Raw genomic sequence first — 15565 nt, 5'->3', positions numbered from 1 at the left:
CCTCAGAAGTCCCAGCTGACGCCCATCCAATAGCGACGACCTTCGCCCTGGAAGTCGTAATCGGCGACATTCAGCACCTTGTCCGTCAGATTGTAGACGCCGAACTTCAGCGTCACGTCGTCGCGCACCCGCCAGTTGGCGCCGATGTCGGCCAGGGCGTAGTCGGGATAGCGGCGGCCGACCTGACGCGGCCCATCCAGCACCGGCTCGCCATTGATGCCGACGCGCAGCCCCGCATTGATCTCTTCGCCGTGATAGGAGGCCGCCGCCCACAGGTTCAGCCGGTCCGTCGCGGCGTAGTCGGCGCGCAGATTGGCCATGTGCTCAGGCGTGCGCGACAGCGGCAGGCCGTCGTACAGCCCGCCCTTCTGGGCCGAGTCCGTATAGGTATAGCCCGCCTTCAGCGTCAGCTGATCGGTCGCCTGCCAGCGCCCGCCCAGCTCGACGCCCTGAATGCGGGCGTCGTTGATATTGTACCAGTAATAGAGCTGATACAGCGGGTCCTCGTCCCAGCGCATGACTTCATCCGGCACGTCGCAGACGCCGTTGTTGTTGACGTCCGGGCCGCACACGCGGTCGTCGGCGATCTTGTCCTTGAAGTCGGTGCGGAAGACGGTGGCGTTCAGCGCCAGCGTCGGGATCGGCCGCCATAGGGCGCTGACCTCGTAGTTGACGCTGCTTTCCGGCTTCAGGTTCGGGTCGCCGATGATGACGCCGCACAGGCCCGCCCCATAGTTGCAGTTGGCGCCGCCCGTCTCATAGGCGTAGCCGTCGGCCACGGCGCGGATTTCCGGCGCACGGAAGCCGGTCGAGACGCCGCCCTTGATCGTCAGCGTCTCGCTGGGCGTCCAGACGGCGTAGGCGCGCGGGCTCCAGTGATCGCCGTATCGTTTGTGGTCGTCGACCCGCAGGCCCAGCGTCAGCGCCAGTTCCGGCGTCAGCGTCCATTCATCCTCGATGAACAGGGCGCGCTGCCAGACCTCGAAGGTCCTGGCCACATTGTCGCGGGCGCCGGGATTGATGTCCTTCAGGCTGTTCTCGATCCACTGGCCGCCGAAGACCAGGTTGTGATCCCCCAGACGCGAGCTCTGCAGCGGCAGGTTGAACAGGGCGTCCAGCACCGTATTGGTCAGTTCCGGCGCGCGTGGATTGCGCACCATCGCACCCGCAGCGTCGGCGGTGAAAATCTCACGCGACGACTCTTCGCGCATCAGCGACAGGGCGCTGGTTCCCCAACTCCAGTTCCCGTTCCACGACAGGGAGGCGCTGTCGCGGCTGTGGTCGTTCCGGGTGCTGCGGCCGTTGGCGGCCAGGGTCTTGCCCGCCGTGCTGGACCGTTCGATCCGCGTCGTATCGGCCTGCAGCAGGACTTCGTGATCGGGCGTGGGCGTCCAGGCCAGACGGCCGGTCAGGCTGTGTTCCTCGGACCCCATGACGCCGGTGCTGCTGGGAGCGTTGAAGATGTCGTCCTCGGCGCGGTCGTAGACCCGGCCCCAGATCTGGGCGCCCAGCTTGCCGCCGACGATCGGCCCGGCCAGGTAGAACTGACCCTGGCTCCAGTCGCCGCTGTCGCCGCCTTCTTGCGCCACATAGTCCGCCGAGATCGTCCCGCCCCAGCGGTCCGGCACCTTGCGGGTGATGATGTTGATGACGCCGCCGATGGCGTCCGAGCCGTACAGCGACGACATCGGCCCGCGCACCACCTCGATCCGTTCGATGGCCGAGACGGGCGGGGTGAAGCTCTGCTCCAGACCGCCGTTGCCGTTGACCCGGGCGTCGCGCGTCGACTGGCGCCGTCCGTCCACCAGCGTCAGCGTATAGGCGCCCGGCAGGCCGCGGATGAAGATGTCCTGAAAGTTCGAGCCGCCGCTGACCGACACGCCCTCGACATCGCGCACGGCGTCGAACAGATCGACATAGGCGCGGCTTTCCAGCTGCTGGGCCGAGACGACGGTAATGGTGGCGGGCGCCTGTTCAATGCGTTGGGCGCGGGTCGAGGCCGTGACGACGACATCGTCAACCGTGGCGACGTTGGAGTCCTGCGCCTGCGCCGTCGTCGCCCAGCCGCCGATCACGGTCAGCAGGGCCAGTGTGCTCGCGGCGCCGGTCTTCAAGCTCGTCATTCCATGCCTCAATCAAGAGGAATGGCGAATAGTAATAATCACTCGCACTTGCAAGCGTGCTGATGGGACACGCTGACGCAACAGGCGGATGAGAAGACGGGGGGATCAGGCGGCGGGCGGCGTCGGCAGGCTGGGCGTCGGCTGGTCCGATGCCGGAGCGGCGGCGAGCGCCTCTGTCTGCGGCGCCCGCACCAGGAAAGGCCCCAGGGCGAAGGCCGCCGCCGCCGCGCCCGCCGACAGGGCCAGCACGGCCACGACAACATAGGCGGTCATGGCGCGCGCGCGCCGACGGCGGGAGCCGCTCGATCTGACGTGCGTGATCAGCACATACTGTCGATTGCTGAAGGCCTCGGACCCCACGATGTTATGCTGGGACAAGAATACGCTCCCGACTGTCCTGTAGCGGACGGTTCAGAGAGCGGCCTCATACGGCCAAAGGATGGCGAACAGCGATCAGCTTTCGTAATTCGTCAGTATTGTCAATGGCCAAGGTTGAAGCTGATGGCGCGCCCGCCGCGCGTCTGAACCCGGCGCATAACCACCACGATCTCGTCTCCCGCCTTGACCGGCGAGATCAGGAACCAGCCGCCGTCGGGCAGGCCGGTGAAGCGGAAGCCGTTATCCGTACAGGCTTCGGCCCGCTCGAACGAGCGATAGTCGGCGCCCTGTTCCCCGGCCGAGCGGGCGCGCACCACGGCGGCGGGCACGGCGGCGCGTTCAGTCGAGCCGTACAGGCGCTGCATCCGGGCGCGGGTGTAGGGGGTGTCGGGGATCAGGCCGACATTGCCGACGCACTGGAAGGCGCGGCCGTCCTGAATGAATTCGACACGGCCGTTGATCGATCCCTGACCGGCGCGCGCCGACCAGGCGAAGTCGTCGGCGCTGAAGACGGCCGGGCCGGTGGTCCCTCCGCCCATCGGCGTGGTGGCGCAGGCGGCCAGCGTCAGTCCGGCGACCGCCACGGCGGCGAGGGCGATCCGGCGCGAGCGGCGCGCGTTCGAGGGACGGTCGGTCATCGTAGGTCGGCTCCGGCTTTACTCGATCAGGCGTGTTCCGGCATGAGCCCCGTCGCAGGGGTGAGTCAAGGTTGCCCGCCGCCGCAGCCTGTTCCACAAGAGACGCCGGAGACCGGACGACAGAGGCCGGCCACACTGAATTTAGGGACTTCATGACCGTCACCACCGACGACATCCGGGCGGCGCAGCAGCGTATCGCCGGCCAGGTCGACCGCACGCCCGTCCGTTACTCGCGCCGCCTGTCGCAGCTGACCGGCGCCGAGATCTGGATCAAGTTCGACAATCTGCACTTCACCGGCAGCTTCAAGGAGCGCGGCGCCCTGAACCGGCTGCTGCAACTGACCCCGGACGAGAAGAAACGCGGCGTCGTCGCCGCCTCGGCCGGCAACCACGCCCAGGCCCTGGCCTATCACGGCGGCCGTCTGGGCGTGCCCGTAACCATCGTCATGCCCGAGGGCACCCCCTTCGTGAAGGTGGACGGCACCCGCGCCCACGGCGCCAATGTGGTCATCCACGGACTCGACTTCTCGGCCTCGACCGAGGAAGCCAAACGGCTGAAGGCCGAGCACGGCTATGTCTTCGTCTCGGCCTTCGACGATGAGGGCATTGTGGCGGGGCAGGGAGTCTGCGGCCTGGAGTTCGTCGAGGACGCGCCGGACCTGGACGCCCTGATCATCCCCATCGGCGGCGGCGGTCTGATCGCGGGCAGCGCCATCGCCGCCAAGGCGGTCAAGCCGGACATCAAGATCTTCGGCGTCGAGGCCGCCCGCTATCCGTCCTTCACCGCGCGCCGTCGCGGCGAGCCCGCCAAATGCAGCGGCCAGACGATCGCCGAGGGCATCGCCATCAAGGCCGTGGGCGAGATCCCCTTCGCCTTGGCCGACAGCCTGATCGACGAGGTCTTCGTCTGCGATGAGGCTGATTTCGAAAAGGGCGTGGCCCTGCTGGCGACGCTGGAGAAGACGGTGGCCGAGGGCGCCGGGGCGGGCGGCCTGGCCGCCATCCTGGCCAACCCCGAACGCTTCAAGGGCATGAAGATCGGCGTCGAACTGACCGGCGGCAACATCGACGCCCGCATGCTGGCCGTGGTGCTGAACCGCGAAATGGTCCGCGAGAAGCGGCTGATCGTCTATCGCATCCTGGGCGACGACCGCCCCGGCATGCTGTCGGCCATGGCCGCCGTGATCGGCGGGCTGGGCGGCAATATCATCGACGTCGTGCACAACCGGCTGGCGCTGGACGTGCCCGCCAAGGGCGCCGAGTTCGACATCATGGTCGAGACCCGCGACGCCCGTCACGCCGAGGAAATCGGCGCAGCCTTGAAGGACCAGGGTTATGAACTCCGCATGGGCTAAACGTCCCGCCGCCGCCCTCGCCGCGACCGCCCTGCTGGCCCTGGCCGCCTGCGGCCGCCCGGCCGCCGCGCCCGAGGATCTGGCCAGGAACGCCGCCGAATCCGCCGCCTTCATGAAACAGAACGCCTCCGAAGAAGGCGTCCAGACCCTTCCGTCCGGCCTGCAGTACAAGGTCGTGGCCTCAGGCCCGGCGGGCGGCGTCAGCCCCGACCGCAACGATCTGGTCAAGGTCGACTATGAAGGCACGCTGACCGACGGCACGGTGTTCGACAGCTCGTTCAAGCGCGGCGCACCGGCTGTCTTCTCGCCCGAGGGGGTGGTGCCCGGCTGGACCGAGGCCCTGCAGTTGATGAAGCCGGGCGACGAGTGGATTCTCTTCCTGCCGCCCGAGCTGGGCTACGGCGAGATGGGCGGCCCGCCGATGATCCCCGGCAACGCCGTGCTGGTGTTCCGCCTCAAGCTGCTGGACGTCGCGCCGGTCCCCGGCGGCGGGCGCGGCGTCGGCTCGGCGATGGGGTAAGCCAAGCGCCGACGTCTCTCCCTCCCCTTCATGGGGAGGGTGGTTGAGCCCGCAGGGCGAAACCGGGTGGGGGCGGCAAGGCTGTGCAGGCGCCGAGGCCGGGATCACCAAGCCCTCCCCACCCGGTCGCTACGCGACCACCCTCGCCATAAAGGGGAGGGAGGAGCGCTCTAGATGCGTTCGCTGATCTTGATGGCGGCCTTGCAACCGACCTTGATGACGCTGCTGAGCAGGCGATAGGCGGGCGCTTCGCGGCTGCCGTGCTCGATGGCGTGGTCGTGGTGGGCCAGTTCCTCTTCGCGGAACTTGGTCAGTTCGGCGGCCAGTTCGGGGTCGCGGTCGCGGATTTCCTCGATCTGGGCGGCATAGTGTTTCTCGATGACGCTCTCAACCGCCTCGGTGCAGGCGTGGGCGGCCTTTTCCGAAATCAGGGCCGTGCCGGCGCCCAGGGCCGTGGCCGCCAGCTTCCACAGCGGGATCATGGCCGTCGGGCGCACCCGGTTCTCGTTCAGGAGCGCCTCGAAGCGGGCCAGGTGGACGGCTTCATGCCCTTCCATCTCGGTCAGGTCGGCGGCGATGGCGTCCTTGCCCTTGCGGCCTTCCAGCACGGCGCGCTGGGCGCGGTAGATGTGGACGGCGGCGAACTCGCCCGCATGGTCGACGCGCAGCATTTCAGCCAGCCGCGCCTTGTCCTGACCGACGCCGGGGCGCGGCAGAGGAATGCGGCGGGCGGCGGCGATGTCTTCAGCGGATTGGGTCATGACGCCCCTTCTTAGCTCTTGGGCGCGCGCGCGTCCTTGGGACGTTTCGCCGCCAGCAGGCTGATGATAGCCAGCGCCAGGGAGATGACAAAGTTCCAGCCCGCCATCGACAGGCCCGCAAAACTCCACGGCACGTCGCCGCAGGAGACGAAGGCCGTGCTGCCGCCCGTGCCGTCGAGCAGCGCCGTCAGCGCCGACAGGTCGATCGAGGTCGAAGGCGCGGCCATGCAGGTGGCGGGCAGGTTCCACCACTTCAGCTCGCCTCCGGCATGATAACCCGCCGTGACCGCCCCCGTCAGAAAGACGACGGCCAGCAGGAAGGAGGCGATGCGCGGCGTGCCCCGGCTGGCCCGGCTGAACAGGGCCCAGAAGGTCGCGGCTCCGGCGATGGCGACGGCGGCCCAATAGACCTCGCGCTGCTTCAGGCACAGGCTGCACGGCGGCATTCCGCCGAACCGCTCGAACGCATGGGCGGCGCCCAGCATGGCCAGGGCGGCGGCCAGGGCGAAGGCCGTCCACCAGCGGGTCAGCAATTTGTAGATCGCGCTCATGTGCGCCTCACAGGAACCGGGCGCCTCTCATAAACCGTGCCGGGGGCGGCGTCGATCAGTGTCCGATAAGCTTGACCATAAAGAAGGCGCCGACCAGCAGCACAAGAAACAGCACGGTGAACAGGGCCAGCCGCTTTTCGACGATCGCCAGCATCGGCGGCCCCCAGCGCTTGAGCACGAAGGCGACCAGGAAGAAGCGGGCGCCGCGCGTGACGACGCACAGGGCGATGAACAGCGCCAGATTAAACTGGAAGATGCCCGAGGCGATGGTGATCAGCTTGAAGGGGATGGGCGTCAGGCCCTTGATCAGGATGACCCAGGCGCCGTGCTGCTGGAACAGGGCCTTGGACGCCTCGAACGTATCGGCCTTGCCCAGCCAGGCCAGCATCTGCAGGCCGACCGGCTCCAGGAAATAGCCGATGGCGTAACCCAAAAGGCCGCCCAGCACCGAGGCCACGGTGCAGACCGCCGCGTAGAAATAGGCGCGCTCGGGCTTGGCCAGCACCATCGGCGCCAGCATCACATCCGGCGGAATCGGGAAGAAGGAGCTTTCGGCGAAGGAGACGACGGCCAGCGACCGGGTGGCGTGACGATGGCGGGCCAGAGAGAAGACCCAGTCGTAGAGCTTGCGCAGCATTCAGGCGTCCTGATCGAGGCCCCCGCCTCTTGTCGTTCTGCCCGATAGCAGGCTGCGCCGATGCAGGCGAGAGGTCAGGCCGCGGCTGCGACACTGGAACGTGCGCCCTTTCCGCTGAAACCCGCCTTGCGCCCCATGCCGCCCCGCCAGTAGGTTCCGCCCCAATCAGCGGCCGCGCCATGACGGCCCCGGCCGCGCCAAACCATAAGAGAGAGGAGACGCGTCATGCAGGACGCCGCCAAACTCGACCAGGAAAACCCCCTCGGCGTCGACGGCTTCGAGTTCGTCGAATTCACCGGCCCCGAGCCCGAGGCGATGATTTCGCGTCTGGAGCTGATGGGCTTCACCCCCACCCATGTGAACCCGGCCAATGACGTGGTGCGCCTGAAACAGGGCGACATCACCATGCTGGTCCATCGAACGCCGAAAGCGCAGGCGGCGGACTTCGCCCGCGACCACGGCCCGTCGGCCAACGGCATGGCTTTCCGCGTCGCCGACGCCAAGGCCGCCTATGAAGGCGCGCTGGCGCGTGGCGCACGCGCCGCCGAGGGCGTGCATGGCGGGGCGCTGGCCAACGACTACCCCTATGTGCTGCAGGGCATCGGCGGCAGCCTGCTCTACGTCATCGACCAGTATGGCGAGGCCGGCTCCCTCTATGACGCCTGGGACGAGATCGAGGGCTGGGAAGAGGCCGAGCGCAGAAACAGCGTCGGTCTGGAGATCCTGGACCACCTGACCCACAACGTCCGTCGCGGCGAGATGCGCACCTGGTCGGGCTTCTACAACTCGGTGTTCAACTTCGAGGAGCAGAAGTATTTCGACATCAAGGGCAAGGCGACGGGCCTGTTCTCCCAGGCCATGATCGCGCCCGACCGCGCCATCCGCATCCCGTTGAACGAGAGCCAGGACGAGAATTCCCAGATCGAGGAATTCATCCGCCGCTACAACGGCGAAGGCATCCAGCACATCGCCCTGACGACCGAGAACATCTTCGAGACGGTCGAAGCCATGCGCGCGCGCGGCGTCGACTTCCAGGACACTATCGAGACCTATTTCGAACTGATCGACAAACGCCTGCCGGGCCACGGCGAGGACGTGGAGCGGATGCGCAAGAACCGCATCCTGATCGACGGTTCGGACGAGGAAGGCCTGCTGCTGCAGATCTTCACCCAGGACACCTTCGGCCCGATCTTCTTCGAGATCATCCAGCGCAAGGGCAATGAAGGCTTCGGCAACGGCAACTTCCAGGCCCTGTTCGATTCGATCGAGCTGGACCAGATCCGTCGCGGCGTCATCAAGGTCGACGCCTGAATGCGGTTCCGACCGCCGCACTGGCTGCCCTGGCTCGGCCCGCTTCTGGCGGCCGGGGCCGGGGCGCTCGCGGGCGAATACTGGCTGGGGGGCGGGTTCTGGATGGTCCTGATCGCCGCCCTCGTCTGCGGCTTCGCCCCGATCCTGGCCCACCGGCTCTGGCGTCGCCTGCACCACAAGGCCTAGCTTTGCCCGCCTCCCCATTGCATGGGGATCAGACAGTACATTGGGGAGCCTGAAATGAAGTCCATCGCCTTCGCCGCTGCTGCGGCCGCCGCCGTCCTGGCCGCGCCTGCCTTCGCTCAGGAGGCGCCGACTTGGTCGCTGGCCATCCACGGCGGCGCGGGCGTGATCGAGCGCGCCCAACTGAGCCCCGAGCGCGACGCGGCCTATCGCGCCGGGCTGCAGGCGGCGCTGGACGCCGGTTCGGCCGTGCTGGCGCGCGGCGGCTCCTCGCTGGACGCGGTTCAGGCCGCCGTCGAGGCGATGGAGGACAATCCCCTGTTCAACGCCGGGCGCGGCGCCGTCTTCACCTCGGCGGGCAAGAACGAACTGGACGCCGCCGTCATGGACGGGACGGACCTGAACGCGGGCGCCGTCGCAGGCCTGACCCGCACCCGCCACCCCATCGCCGCCGCCCGCGCGGTGATGGAGAAGTCGCCCCACGTCATGCTGATCGGCGAGGGCGCCGAGACCTTCGCCCGCTCGGCGGGTCTGGAAGAGGTTGGTCCCGGCTTCTTCTTCACCGAAAGCCGCTGGCAGGCCCTGCTGAAGGCCTTGCGCGACGCTGGCCAGCCGCTGCCGCCGCGCCCCGAAGGCGCTCCGGCCGAACCGGCCCGTCTGGGTCCGGCCGCGCCCCTGGCCTTCAACCTGCATGAAGCCCCGCTGGACGAGCGCAAGTTCGGCACCGTCGGCGCCGTGGCGATGGACAGCCAGGGCCGCCTGGCCGCCGCCACCTCGACCGGCGGCATGACGGCCAAGCGTTGGGGCCGGGTCGGCGACGTGCCGGTTATCGGCGCCGGGACCTACGCCTCCAACGCCGACGGCTGCGCCGTCTCGGCGACGGGCTCGGGCGAATACTTCATCCGCGCCACCGTGGCCCGCGACATCTGCAGCCGCACCGCGACTGGCGCCTCCGTACAACAGGCGGCCGACGCCGAGATCGCCGAGGTCGGCTCCATCGGCGGCGACGGCGGCGTCATCGTCATGGGCAAGGACGGCGTCCACGCCTTCTCGATGAACACCTCGGGCATGTATCGCGGCGCGGTGTCCTCGACCTCGCCCGCGCGCGTCGCCATCTACGGCGACGAAGAAGCCGCGCGTTGACGCCCATGAAGCCGGGCAGGGGCGATCATTCGGGCGTCGTCGTGCCGCCGCCCGCGATCTATTTCGCCTTCCTGCTCGGCGGCTGGGGGTTGGGCCAGTGGCTGGGCGAGCCGTCGCTTGGCCTTGCGACTGAGGTTCGGCGTGGCCTCGCCCTCGTGCTGATCCTGGGCGGCCTGCTGCTGGACGGGGCGGCGGCGGGCTATTTCTGCCGCCTGGGCACCCCGCCCGAACCGTGGAAGCCGACGACGGTTCTGGCCACCGGCGGCCTTTACCGCTTCAGCCGCAACCCCATCTATCTGGGGTTCGCCATCACCTATCTGGGACTGGCGATCGCGATGGACAGCCCGATTGCCCTTGGCCTGCTGATCCCCTGCCTGATCGTGGTCGACCGCTTCGTCATCGCCCGCGAGGAGCGCTATCTGTCCGCCCGTTTCGGCCCCGAGTACGCCGCCTATCGCCAGAAGGTCCGTCGATGGCTGTAAGCCCTGAAACGCCCGAACCCCACGCCGACGAACTGTCGGAAATGGCGCTTGAGGAACTGGACGCCGCCTGCGCCCTGCGCTGGGTCGAGATGAAGGCGATCACCCCCTGGGGCGACACCTATGAGGGCATGGCCCCGTCGGGCCGCGAGGTCGAGGTCGAGCGTCGCTATCTGTGGGCGCATGACCCCGTCGGCGCCATCATCATCGAGGTCGAGGTCCGCGACCCGGCCAAACGCACCGGCGCCGAGGCGCGCGCCGTCATCAGCCCGCCGGGCGCTCAGACCGTGTGAGGCGCCTGCCGCCCTCGCGCAGACTTCCCTCCGCCCCTGCTTCGGATTAGCTTCAGCTCATGAAACTCGCCTCGCTCAAGCACGGCCGTGACGGCCGCCTCGTCGTCGTCTCCAACGACCTGAACTGGTTCACGGACGCCTTCCTGATCGCCCCGACGCTGCAGGCGGCGCTGGACGACTGGGAGCGGTGCGAGCCGCTGCTGCGCGCCCTGGCCGAAAGCCTTGAGCACGAAGCCGTGCCGCGCGGCCGTTTCCGCGAGCACGAGGCCGCCGCCCCCCTGCCGCGCGCCTATCAGTGGGCCGACGGCTCGGCCTATGTGAACCACGTCGAACTGGTGCGCAAAGCGCGCGGGGCCGAGATGCCCGAGAGCTTCTGGACCGATCCGCTGATGTATCAGGGCGGCTCCGACGGCTTCCTGTCGCCGCGCGACGCCATCCCGCTGAAGGACGAGGCCTGGGGCTGCGACCTGGAGGCCGAGATCGTGGTCGTCACCGGCGACGTGCCGCTTGGCGCCGGTCGCGACGAAGCTCTGGCCTCGATCCGCCTTGTCGGCCTGGTCAACGACGTCTCGCTCCGCAATCTGATCCCCGGCGAACTGGCCAAGGGCTTCGGCTTTGTCCAGTCCAAGCCCGCCAGCGCCCTGTCGCCGGTCTTCGTCACCCCGGACGCCCTGGGCGAGCATTGGAACGACGGCAAGCTGTCGGGCGCCCTGCTGGTTCAGATCAACGGTCAGGATTTCGGCCGCGCCGACGCGGGCGTCGACATGACCTTCGACTTCGGGACCCTGATCGCCCACCTGGCCAAGACGCGCTCCTTAGGCGCCGGGACGGTCATCGGCTCGGGCACGGTGTCGAACAAGGACGCCGACGGCGGGCCCGGCAAGCCGGTGTCCGAAGGCGGCCTTGGCTACAGCTGCATCGCCGAAATCCGCACCGTCGAGACCATCCAGACCGGCGCGGCCAAGACCCCTTTCCTAAAACACGGCGACACCGTTCGCATCGAAATGCTGGACGACAAGAACCGCACCCTGTTCGGCGCCATCGAGCAGACCGTGGAGCCGGCCTGAGCGAACGCTGATCCGGTTGGGCTTGCGGCGAGCCGTGGAGCGGCTACCCTCTTGAGGCAGGGAGCGGAGAGGGCCGATGAGGACATGGGTGGTGCGCGGGTTAGCGGCGGCCGTGATGGGGTTGGCCGTCGCGGCAGCAGCGACGGCTCAGGACGCTGAAGACTGGGACCTGTTGGTTCAGCCCGAAGAACAGCTGACGGTGGCCTATACGCAGTTCGATAACGGACTTCTGCTGGCCGCACGTTGTCAACGCGGCGTCTATCAGGTCATGGTTGGCGGCTTGCCGGCGGCGAGTGCGGTCAAGGATTTCCATAAATCCAATCGGGTCCTGGTCATCGGCATCGGCGACAATGACGCGGCCGAACAACGCTTTATGCTGGGCGCTGATCCCAGCGTCGCCTTCTCGGAATTGCCGGCGCCCCTGGCGCGCCAGATGCGCGAAGGCGGGACGATGACGATCACCGTGCCCGGCGGCGCCGAAGGTGAACGAAACCTGCGCTATCTGGTGAACTTGCCCGCGTCCAATGCTGCGATTGATCAGTCTTTGGCGGCGTGTGGGCGGCCTCTCGTCGACTCGCGCGATCAGCAATTGGAAGAGCTGGAAGTCGACGGTTTGCCGGTCAACCTGGCCTGGAAGCGTATTCCCCTGCCTGAATACCCCGAGGGTCGGACCTATACTGCGGGCTTCGCGGTCATCACCTGTCTCAGCCAGTCCGACGGGCGGGTTGGAGACTGCGTGGTAGAGACCGAATTTCCGACCAACGGCGGCTTCGGCGAGGCCGCCATACGAGGAGCGAGAAAAGGTCGACTGGAGAATCGCGGGGGCGGCGGCGAGCCGGTTCCGACGCGCCTGATTGCCTATCGGGTCTCTTACACCATGTCCGGCGGCGAGTTTTCGACAGGCAGCCGCATCCGCCGCAAAGACGAATGATGCGGCGCGGTGCGATCTTCGATTGACGGAGCCTTCGCCGTCGCTAGATTGCGCCGCCTTGAGCCAGGCCGTGCCGGTGTGGTGGAATTGGTAGACGCGCCGGACTCAAAATCCGGTTCCGCAAGGAGTGTCGGTTCGAGTCCGACCACCGGCACCAGCTGACTTTTCAATGACTTAGCCCCTTTTTGGGGCCGTAAGGGCCGATTTGCGGGGCTCTCGCTTTCTCATTGAGTCTATTCCTGACAATGAATCTTCTATGTGAATAATAGAAACGGCGGTCTTATTCGGATCGCCGTTTCTTTGCCCTCGTGGTGAGGGTAAATGAATATATCTACTCTTTGATGGCTTTCAGAGAGCCGTCGACCAGCGGGCCATTACAGAATTCTCCATTGTAGAGATTCCAAGCCCAGACCATACATTTCCCCTGAGCTCCTGGGCCGGTCCCGAATAGGATGGTGGCGTACTCAGCGCAGTAGGCGTCAGGTCCCATTATGCAAAGCGGGTCAGATGGATTCGCGGCGGCAGGAATTGCGACTATGGAAGCGGCCATAATAGCGCCTGCGCTCAGTCGAGCGACAGTAAGACGAACAGTCATGTTTTCCTCCTTAGGGGATTAATCTCCCATCGCTACGGTGTCGGCTTTATTCTCGATCTCAACTCACAAAATGGTGTTATCGGAGTTGCGCGGCGACTTCGTTGAAGATGATGGGCTGCCGACCGGAGACCGCATCGACGTGAGTATGCACGCGCCGAGAGATGGTCTTTTCGCCCTGCCTAGCGCTGGTAAGACCAATGTGCCGTACTAGCTGGCGCTATAAACATTTGCTTGGACGCATTCTCTCGCGGCGCAGCTTGCGCGCGACTTGCGCATTCAGGGGGGATTGCCTCTTGAATAACCGGACACAAGTGTCCACTTAGCGCGCCATGACCCGTCCGTTGCGACAAGACGCCGCAGAACGTCGTGAGAAGCTGCTTCTGGCGGCGGAGGCCGCCTTTGCGCGCGATGGACTGGATGCGCCGCTGCACCTGATCGCCGAGCAGGCGGGGGTCGGGCGGGCGACCCTGTATCGAAACTTCGCCGACCGCTCCGAACTGGCCCTGGCGGTCTTCCTGAAGCAGATCGACGGTCTGGCGAGACGCACCCGCGCGCGGCTGGATGACCCCGACGTCTTCATCTGGTTCCTGGAGCAGATGACTGGGCTGATGTTGGACAGCGCGGGTCTGTCCAGCGCGATCCGCGATTTGAAGGACGAGGCCCTGGCCCCGATCCGGCAGGGGTTGAAGGCGGCCGGCGCCGAGGCTCTGGCCGTGTCCCAGGCGTCTGGGCGGGTGCGGCCGGACCTGAGCGTCGAGGATATCCGAGTCCTGGCCCTGATGCTGGGCGCCCCGTCGCGGACGGCGCCGCCGAAGGCGCGCGAGGCGCTCAGCCTGCGGTCCCTGGCCCTGGTGCTGGACGCGGTGCGGCCGCGCTGCGAGGCCGCATGAGCCGCCGTCACTGGGACCTGCCGTGGGAGGATTACCTCGCCACCCTGAAGCCGCACGAGCGGCCGGTCCTGCCCGGCTCGCCCGCGACGCCGGATCATACGACGCCCTGGCGGCTGGCCTACGCCTTCGTCGGGGTGCTGGTGGCCCTGACCGGCAGTCTGGGCAACGCCGCCGTGACGGCCGACCTGCCGCAACTGGCCGGGGCGCTGGGCGTGACCACGACGGAGGCGGCCTGGCTGCCCGTGGTCTTCGTCATGACCAACGCCTGCATGAACCTGCTGCTGGTCAAGTTCCGGATGCAGTACGGCCTGCGCCTGTTCACCGAGATCATCCTGGTCGTCTTCCTGGCCACGGCGGCGGCGCATCTGTTTCTGGAAGACTACGGCTCGACCCTGGTCGTGCGCGGCGTGGCCGGGATGGCGGCGGCGGGGATGTCGACCCTGGGCATCCTCTACATCATCCAGGCCTTTCCCGCGCAGCACCGGCTGAAGGGCATCATCATCGGCGTCGGCCTGTCCAGCCTGGCCATTCCCCTGGCGCGGCTGGGGGTGACGCGCCTGCTGGACCTTGATCAATGGCGGGCCTTCTACATGTTCGAACTGGGGCTGGTGCTGGTCGCCCTGCCCGCCGTCTTCGCCCTGAAGATGCCGCCGTCGCAGCGGGTGCGGGTGTTCGAGACGCTGGACTTCGTCACCTTCGCCCTGTTCGCGCCGGGCGTGGCCCTGCTGACGGCCGTTCTGGGGCTGGGCCGCATCGTCTGGTGGACCGAGGCGGCGTGGATCGGCTGGGCTCTGGCAGGGGCGATCGTGCTGCTGACCGCCGCCGTGCTGATTGAATACAACCGGACCAATCCGCTGATCGACCTTAAGTGGCTGGCGGGCCGGGACCTGGTGCGGCTGCTGCTGGCCATCCTGCTGGTGCGGATCGTCCTGTCGGAACAGACGACCGGCGCGGTAGGCTTTCTGCAGCAGATGGGACTGGTCCCGCAGCAGATGCAGGGCCTGTTCCTGGTCATGCTGGTCGCCACGGCGGCGGGGACCCTGGTCAGCGCCTTCACCCTCAATCCGATGAAGCTGTGGAAGCCGATCTCGATCGCCCTGGTCATGATCGCCGTCGGCGCCTTCATCGACAGCCACGCCACCGTGCTGACGCGCCCGACCCAGCTCTATTTCAGCCAGGCGCTTCTGGCCTTCGCCGCCGCCTTCTTCATCGGCCCGACGATGATCCTGGGCTTCGGCAAGGTGCTGCAGGGCGGGGGCAAGAACATGGTCAGCTTCATCGTGCTGTTTTCGATCGGCCAGAACGTCGGCGGACTGATGGGCTCCGCCCTGGTCGGCACGATCCAGACCCTGCGCGAGAAGTTTCACTCCAGCCAACTGTCTGAGAGCATCGGCCTGGGCGATCCCGAGACCGTGCTGCGCTTGCAGCAACTGGGCGGCGCCTACGCCCACGTCATCGGCGACGCGGCCCAGCGTCAGGGCGCGGCCCTGGGCCTGCTGCAGCAGCAGGTCAGCCAGCAGGCCCAGGTGCTGGCCTACAACGATGTCTTCCTGCTGATCTCGGGGGCTGCCGCGATCGGCGCCGCCTGGGTCGCCCTGAACCACTATCGGCCCAAGCTGGAGGCGCGCCGCGCCGCCCGCCGGGCCCAGACGCAAGCCTCCGACGCCGCCGCCTCCGTCGCGACGGCTGTCGATTGAACCGGACCAGATC

Annotated in this window: 17 protein-coding genes and 1 tRNA gene; 12 read left to right on the top strand and 6 right to left on the bottom strand. The window is 67.3% G+C overall.

The window, feature by feature from the left end:
* Window positions 1-2: 2 nt before the first annotated feature.
* From H556_RS0107175 to H556_RS0107165, 3 genes are all read right to left on the bottom strand, one after another.
* Window positions 3-2123 (bottom strand): TonB-dependent receptor domain-containing protein, encoded by a 2121-nt coding sequence (locus H556_RS0107175; protein ID WP_024353796.1) that lies wholly within the window; start codon window positions 2121-2123, stop codon window positions 3-5.
* Between the two features lie 105 nt (window positions 2124-2228).
* Window positions 2229-2501, bottom strand: a complete 273-nt coding sequence (locus tag H556_RS0107170) for a hypothetical protein (RefSeq protein WP_024353795.1) — start codon at window positions 2499-2501, stop codon at window positions 2229-2231.
* A 101-nt stretch (window positions 2502-2602) separates the two neighbouring features.
* Window positions 2603-3139: a hypothetical protein gene (locus H556_RS0107165; RefSeq protein WP_024353794.1), complete on the bottom strand. Its 537-nt coding sequence runs from the start codon at window positions 3137-3139 to the stop codon at window positions 2603-2605.
* A gap of 152 nt (window positions 3140-3291) precedes the next feature.
* Here H556_RS0107165 and H556_RS0107160 point away from each other — a divergent pair, with 152 nt between their 5' ends.
* Together H556_RS0107160 and H556_RS0107155 are read left to right on the top strand one after the other, a co-directional pair.
* Complete coding sequence (locus H556_RS0107160; RefSeq protein ID WP_024353793.1) at window positions 3292-4494, top strand: threonine ammonia-lyase; 1203 nt, start codon at window positions 3292-3294, stop codon at window positions 4492-4494.
* The gene (locus tag H556_RS0107155; protein WP_024353792.1) at window positions 4475-5014 is read left to right on the top strand and encodes an FKBP-type peptidyl-prolyl cis-trans isomerase; all 540 of its coding nucleotides are present in this window, start codon (window positions 4475-4477) and stop codon (window positions 5012-5014) included. Before H556_RS0107160 ends, H556_RS0107155 begins: the two co-directional genes overlap by 20 nt.
* A gap of 170 nt (window positions 5015-5184) precedes the next feature.
* On the opposite strand, the gene H556_RS0107150 is transcribed toward H556_RS0107155, so the two are convergent.
* From H556_RS0107150 to H556_RS0107140, 3 genes are read right to left on the bottom strand one after another with little or no spacing between them, the layout of a single operon-like run.
* Entirely contained in the window at window positions 5185-5775 is a 591-nt protein-coding gene (locus tag H556_RS0107150; protein WP_024353791.1) for a demethoxyubiquinone hydroxylase family protein, read from the bottom strand.
* 11 nt (window positions 5776-5786) lie between these two features.
* Window positions 5787-6326, bottom strand: coding sequence for a disulfide bond formation protein B (locus tag H556_RS0107145; protein WP_024353790.1), 540 nt, complete (start codon window positions 6324-6326; stop codon window positions 5787-5789).
* A gap of 55 nt (window positions 6327-6381) precedes the next feature.
* Window positions 6382-6963 carry a YqaA family protein gene (locus H556_RS0107140; RefSeq protein WP_024353789.1) on the bottom strand — a complete coding sequence of 194 codons (582 nt, stop codon included), beginning with the start codon at window positions 6961-6963 and terminating at the stop codon, window positions 6382-6384.
* Window positions 6964-7188: 225 nt separating this feature from the next.
* Here H556_RS0107140 and hppD point away from each other — a divergent pair, with 225 nt between their 5' ends.
* The 10 genes from hppD (at window position 7189) to H556_RS0107090 (ending at window position 15552) form a co-directional block, all read left to right on the top strand.
* On the top strand, window positions 7189-8274 hold the full coding sequence (gene hppD / locus H556_RS0107135) for a 4-hydroxyphenylpyruvate dioxygenase (RefSeq protein ID WP_024353788.1): 1086 nt from the start codon (window positions 7189-7191) through the stop codon (window positions 8272-8274).
* A complete protein-coding gene (locus tag H556_RS0107130) occupies window positions 8275-8460 on the top strand; it encodes a hypothetical protein (protein ID WP_024353787.1) in 186 nt (61 codons plus the stop codon).
* A gap of 54 nt (window positions 8461-8514) precedes the next feature.
* The gene (locus H556_RS0107125) at window positions 8515-9600 is read left to right on the top strand and encodes an isoaspartyl peptidase/L-asparaginase family protein (protein ID WP_024353786.1); all 1086 of its coding nucleotides are present in this window, start codon (window positions 8515-8517) and stop codon (window positions 9598-9600) included.
* 5 nt (window positions 9601-9605) lie between these two features.
* Window positions 9606-10082, top strand: a complete 477-nt coding sequence (locus H556_RS0107120) for a methyltransferase family protein (protein WP_024353785.1) — start codon at window positions 9606-9608, stop codon at window positions 10080-10082.
* On the top strand, window positions 10073-10372 hold the full coding sequence (locus H556_RS0107115) for a hypothetical protein (protein WP_024353784.1): 300 nt from the start codon (window positions 10073-10075) through the stop codon (window positions 10370-10372). Before H556_RS0107120 ends, H556_RS0107115 begins: the two co-directional genes overlap by 10 nt.
* A 59-nt stretch (window positions 10373-10431) precedes the next feature.
* Complete coding sequence (locus tag H556_RS0107110; RefSeq protein ID WP_024353783.1) at window positions 10432-11439, top strand: fumarylacetoacetate hydrolase family protein; 1008 nt, start codon at window positions 10432-10434, stop codon at window positions 11437-11439.
* A 199-nt stretch (window positions 11440-11638) separates the two neighbouring features.
* Window positions 11639-12370, top strand: a complete 732-nt coding sequence (locus tag H556_RS0107105) for a hypothetical protein (protein WP_155802419.1) — start codon at window positions 11639-11641, stop codon at window positions 12368-12370.
* A 72-nt stretch (window positions 12371-12442) separates the two neighbouring features.
* Window positions 12443-12527: transfer RNA gene (locus H556_RS0107100), tRNA-Leu, on the top strand.
* A 767-nt stretch (window positions 12528-13294) separates the two neighbouring features.
* Window positions 13295-13855 carry a TetR family transcriptional regulator gene (locus tag H556_RS0107095; RefSeq protein ID WP_024353781.1) on the top strand — a complete coding sequence of 187 codons (561 nt, stop codon included), beginning with the start codon at window positions 13295-13297 and terminating at the stop codon, window positions 13853-13855.
* Complete coding sequence (locus H556_RS0107090) at window positions 13852-15552, top strand: efflux MFS transporter permease (RefSeq protein ID WP_024353780.1); 1701 nt, start codon at window positions 13852-13854, stop codon at window positions 15550-15552. Before H556_RS0107095 ends, H556_RS0107090 begins: the two co-directional genes overlap by 4 nt.
* Window positions 15553-15565 lie beyond the last annotated feature (13 nt).

The sequence above is a fragment of the Brevundimonas naejangsanensis DSM 23858 genome (assembly GCF_000421705.1).
GTDB classification, from domain to species: Bacteria; Pseudomonadota; Alphaproteobacteria; order Caulobacterales; family Caulobacteraceae; genus Brevundimonas; species Brevundimonas naejangsanensis.
Note: the sequence above shows the minus strand (reverse complement) of the source record. Positions and strands in the feature narration are given on the sequence as shown.

Excerpts from the sequence above, each read along its gene's own strand:
- H556_RS0107160 (WP_024353793.1), top strand. The coding sequence starts at position 3,292 with ATGACCGTCACCACCGACGACATCCGGGCGGCGCAGCAGCGTATCGCC.
- H556_RS0107140 (WP_024353789.1), bottom strand. The coding sequence starts at position 6,963 with ATGCTGCGCAAGCTCTACGACTGGGTCTTCTCTCTGGCCCGCCATCGT.
- H556_RS0107150 (WP_024353791.1), bottom strand. The coding sequence starts at position 5,775 with ATGACCCAATCCGCTGAAGACATCGCCGCCGCCCGCCGCATTCCTCTG.
- hppD (WP_024353788.1), top strand. The coding sequence starts at position 7,189 with ATGCAGGACGCCGCCAAACTCGACCAGGAAAACCCCCTCGGCGTCGAC.
- H556_RS0107095 (WP_024353781.1), top strand. The coding sequence starts at position 13,295 with ATGACCCGTCCGTTGCGACAAGACGCCGCAGAACGTCGTGAGAAGCTG.
- H556_RS0107115 (WP_024353784.1), top strand. The coding sequence starts at position 10,073 with ATGGCTGTAAGCCCTGAAACGCCCGAACCCCACGCCGACGAACTGTCG.
- H556_RS0107110 (WP_024353783.1), top strand. The coding sequence starts at position 10,432 with ATGAAACTCGCCTCGCTCAAGCACGGCCGTGACGGCCGCCTCGTCGTC.
- H556_RS0107165 (WP_024353794.1), bottom strand. The coding sequence starts at position 3,139 with ATGACCGACCGTCCCTCGAACGCGCGCCGCTCGCGCCGGATCGCCCTC.
- H556_RS0107130 (WP_024353787.1), top strand. The coding sequence starts at position 8,275 with ATGCGGTTCCGACCGCCGCACTGGCTGCCCTGGCTCGGCCCGCTTCTG.
- H556_RS0107155 (WP_024353792.1), top strand. The coding sequence starts at position 4,475 with ATGAACTCCGCATGGGCTAAACGTCCCGCCGCCGCCCTCGCCGCGACC.
- H556_RS0107145 (WP_024353790.1), bottom strand. The coding sequence starts at position 6,326 with ATGAGCGCGATCTACAAATTGCTGACCCGCTGGTGGACGGCCTTCGCC.
- H556_RS0107120 (WP_024353785.1), top strand. The coding sequence starts at position 9,606 with ATGAAGCCGGGCAGGGGCGATCATTCGGGCGTCGTCGTGCCGCCGCCC.
- H556_RS0107125 (WP_024353786.1), top strand. The coding sequence starts at position 8,515 with ATGAAGTCCATCGCCTTCGCCGCTGCTGCGGCCGCCGCCGTCCTGGCC.
- H556_RS0107090 (WP_024353780.1), top strand. The coding sequence starts at position 13,852 with ATGAGCCGCCGTCACTGGGACCTGCCGTGGGAGGATTACCTCGCCACC.
- H556_RS0107175 (WP_024353796.1), bottom strand. The coding sequence starts at position 2,123 with ATGACGAGCTTGAAGACCGGCGCCGCGAGCACACTGGCCCTGCTGACC.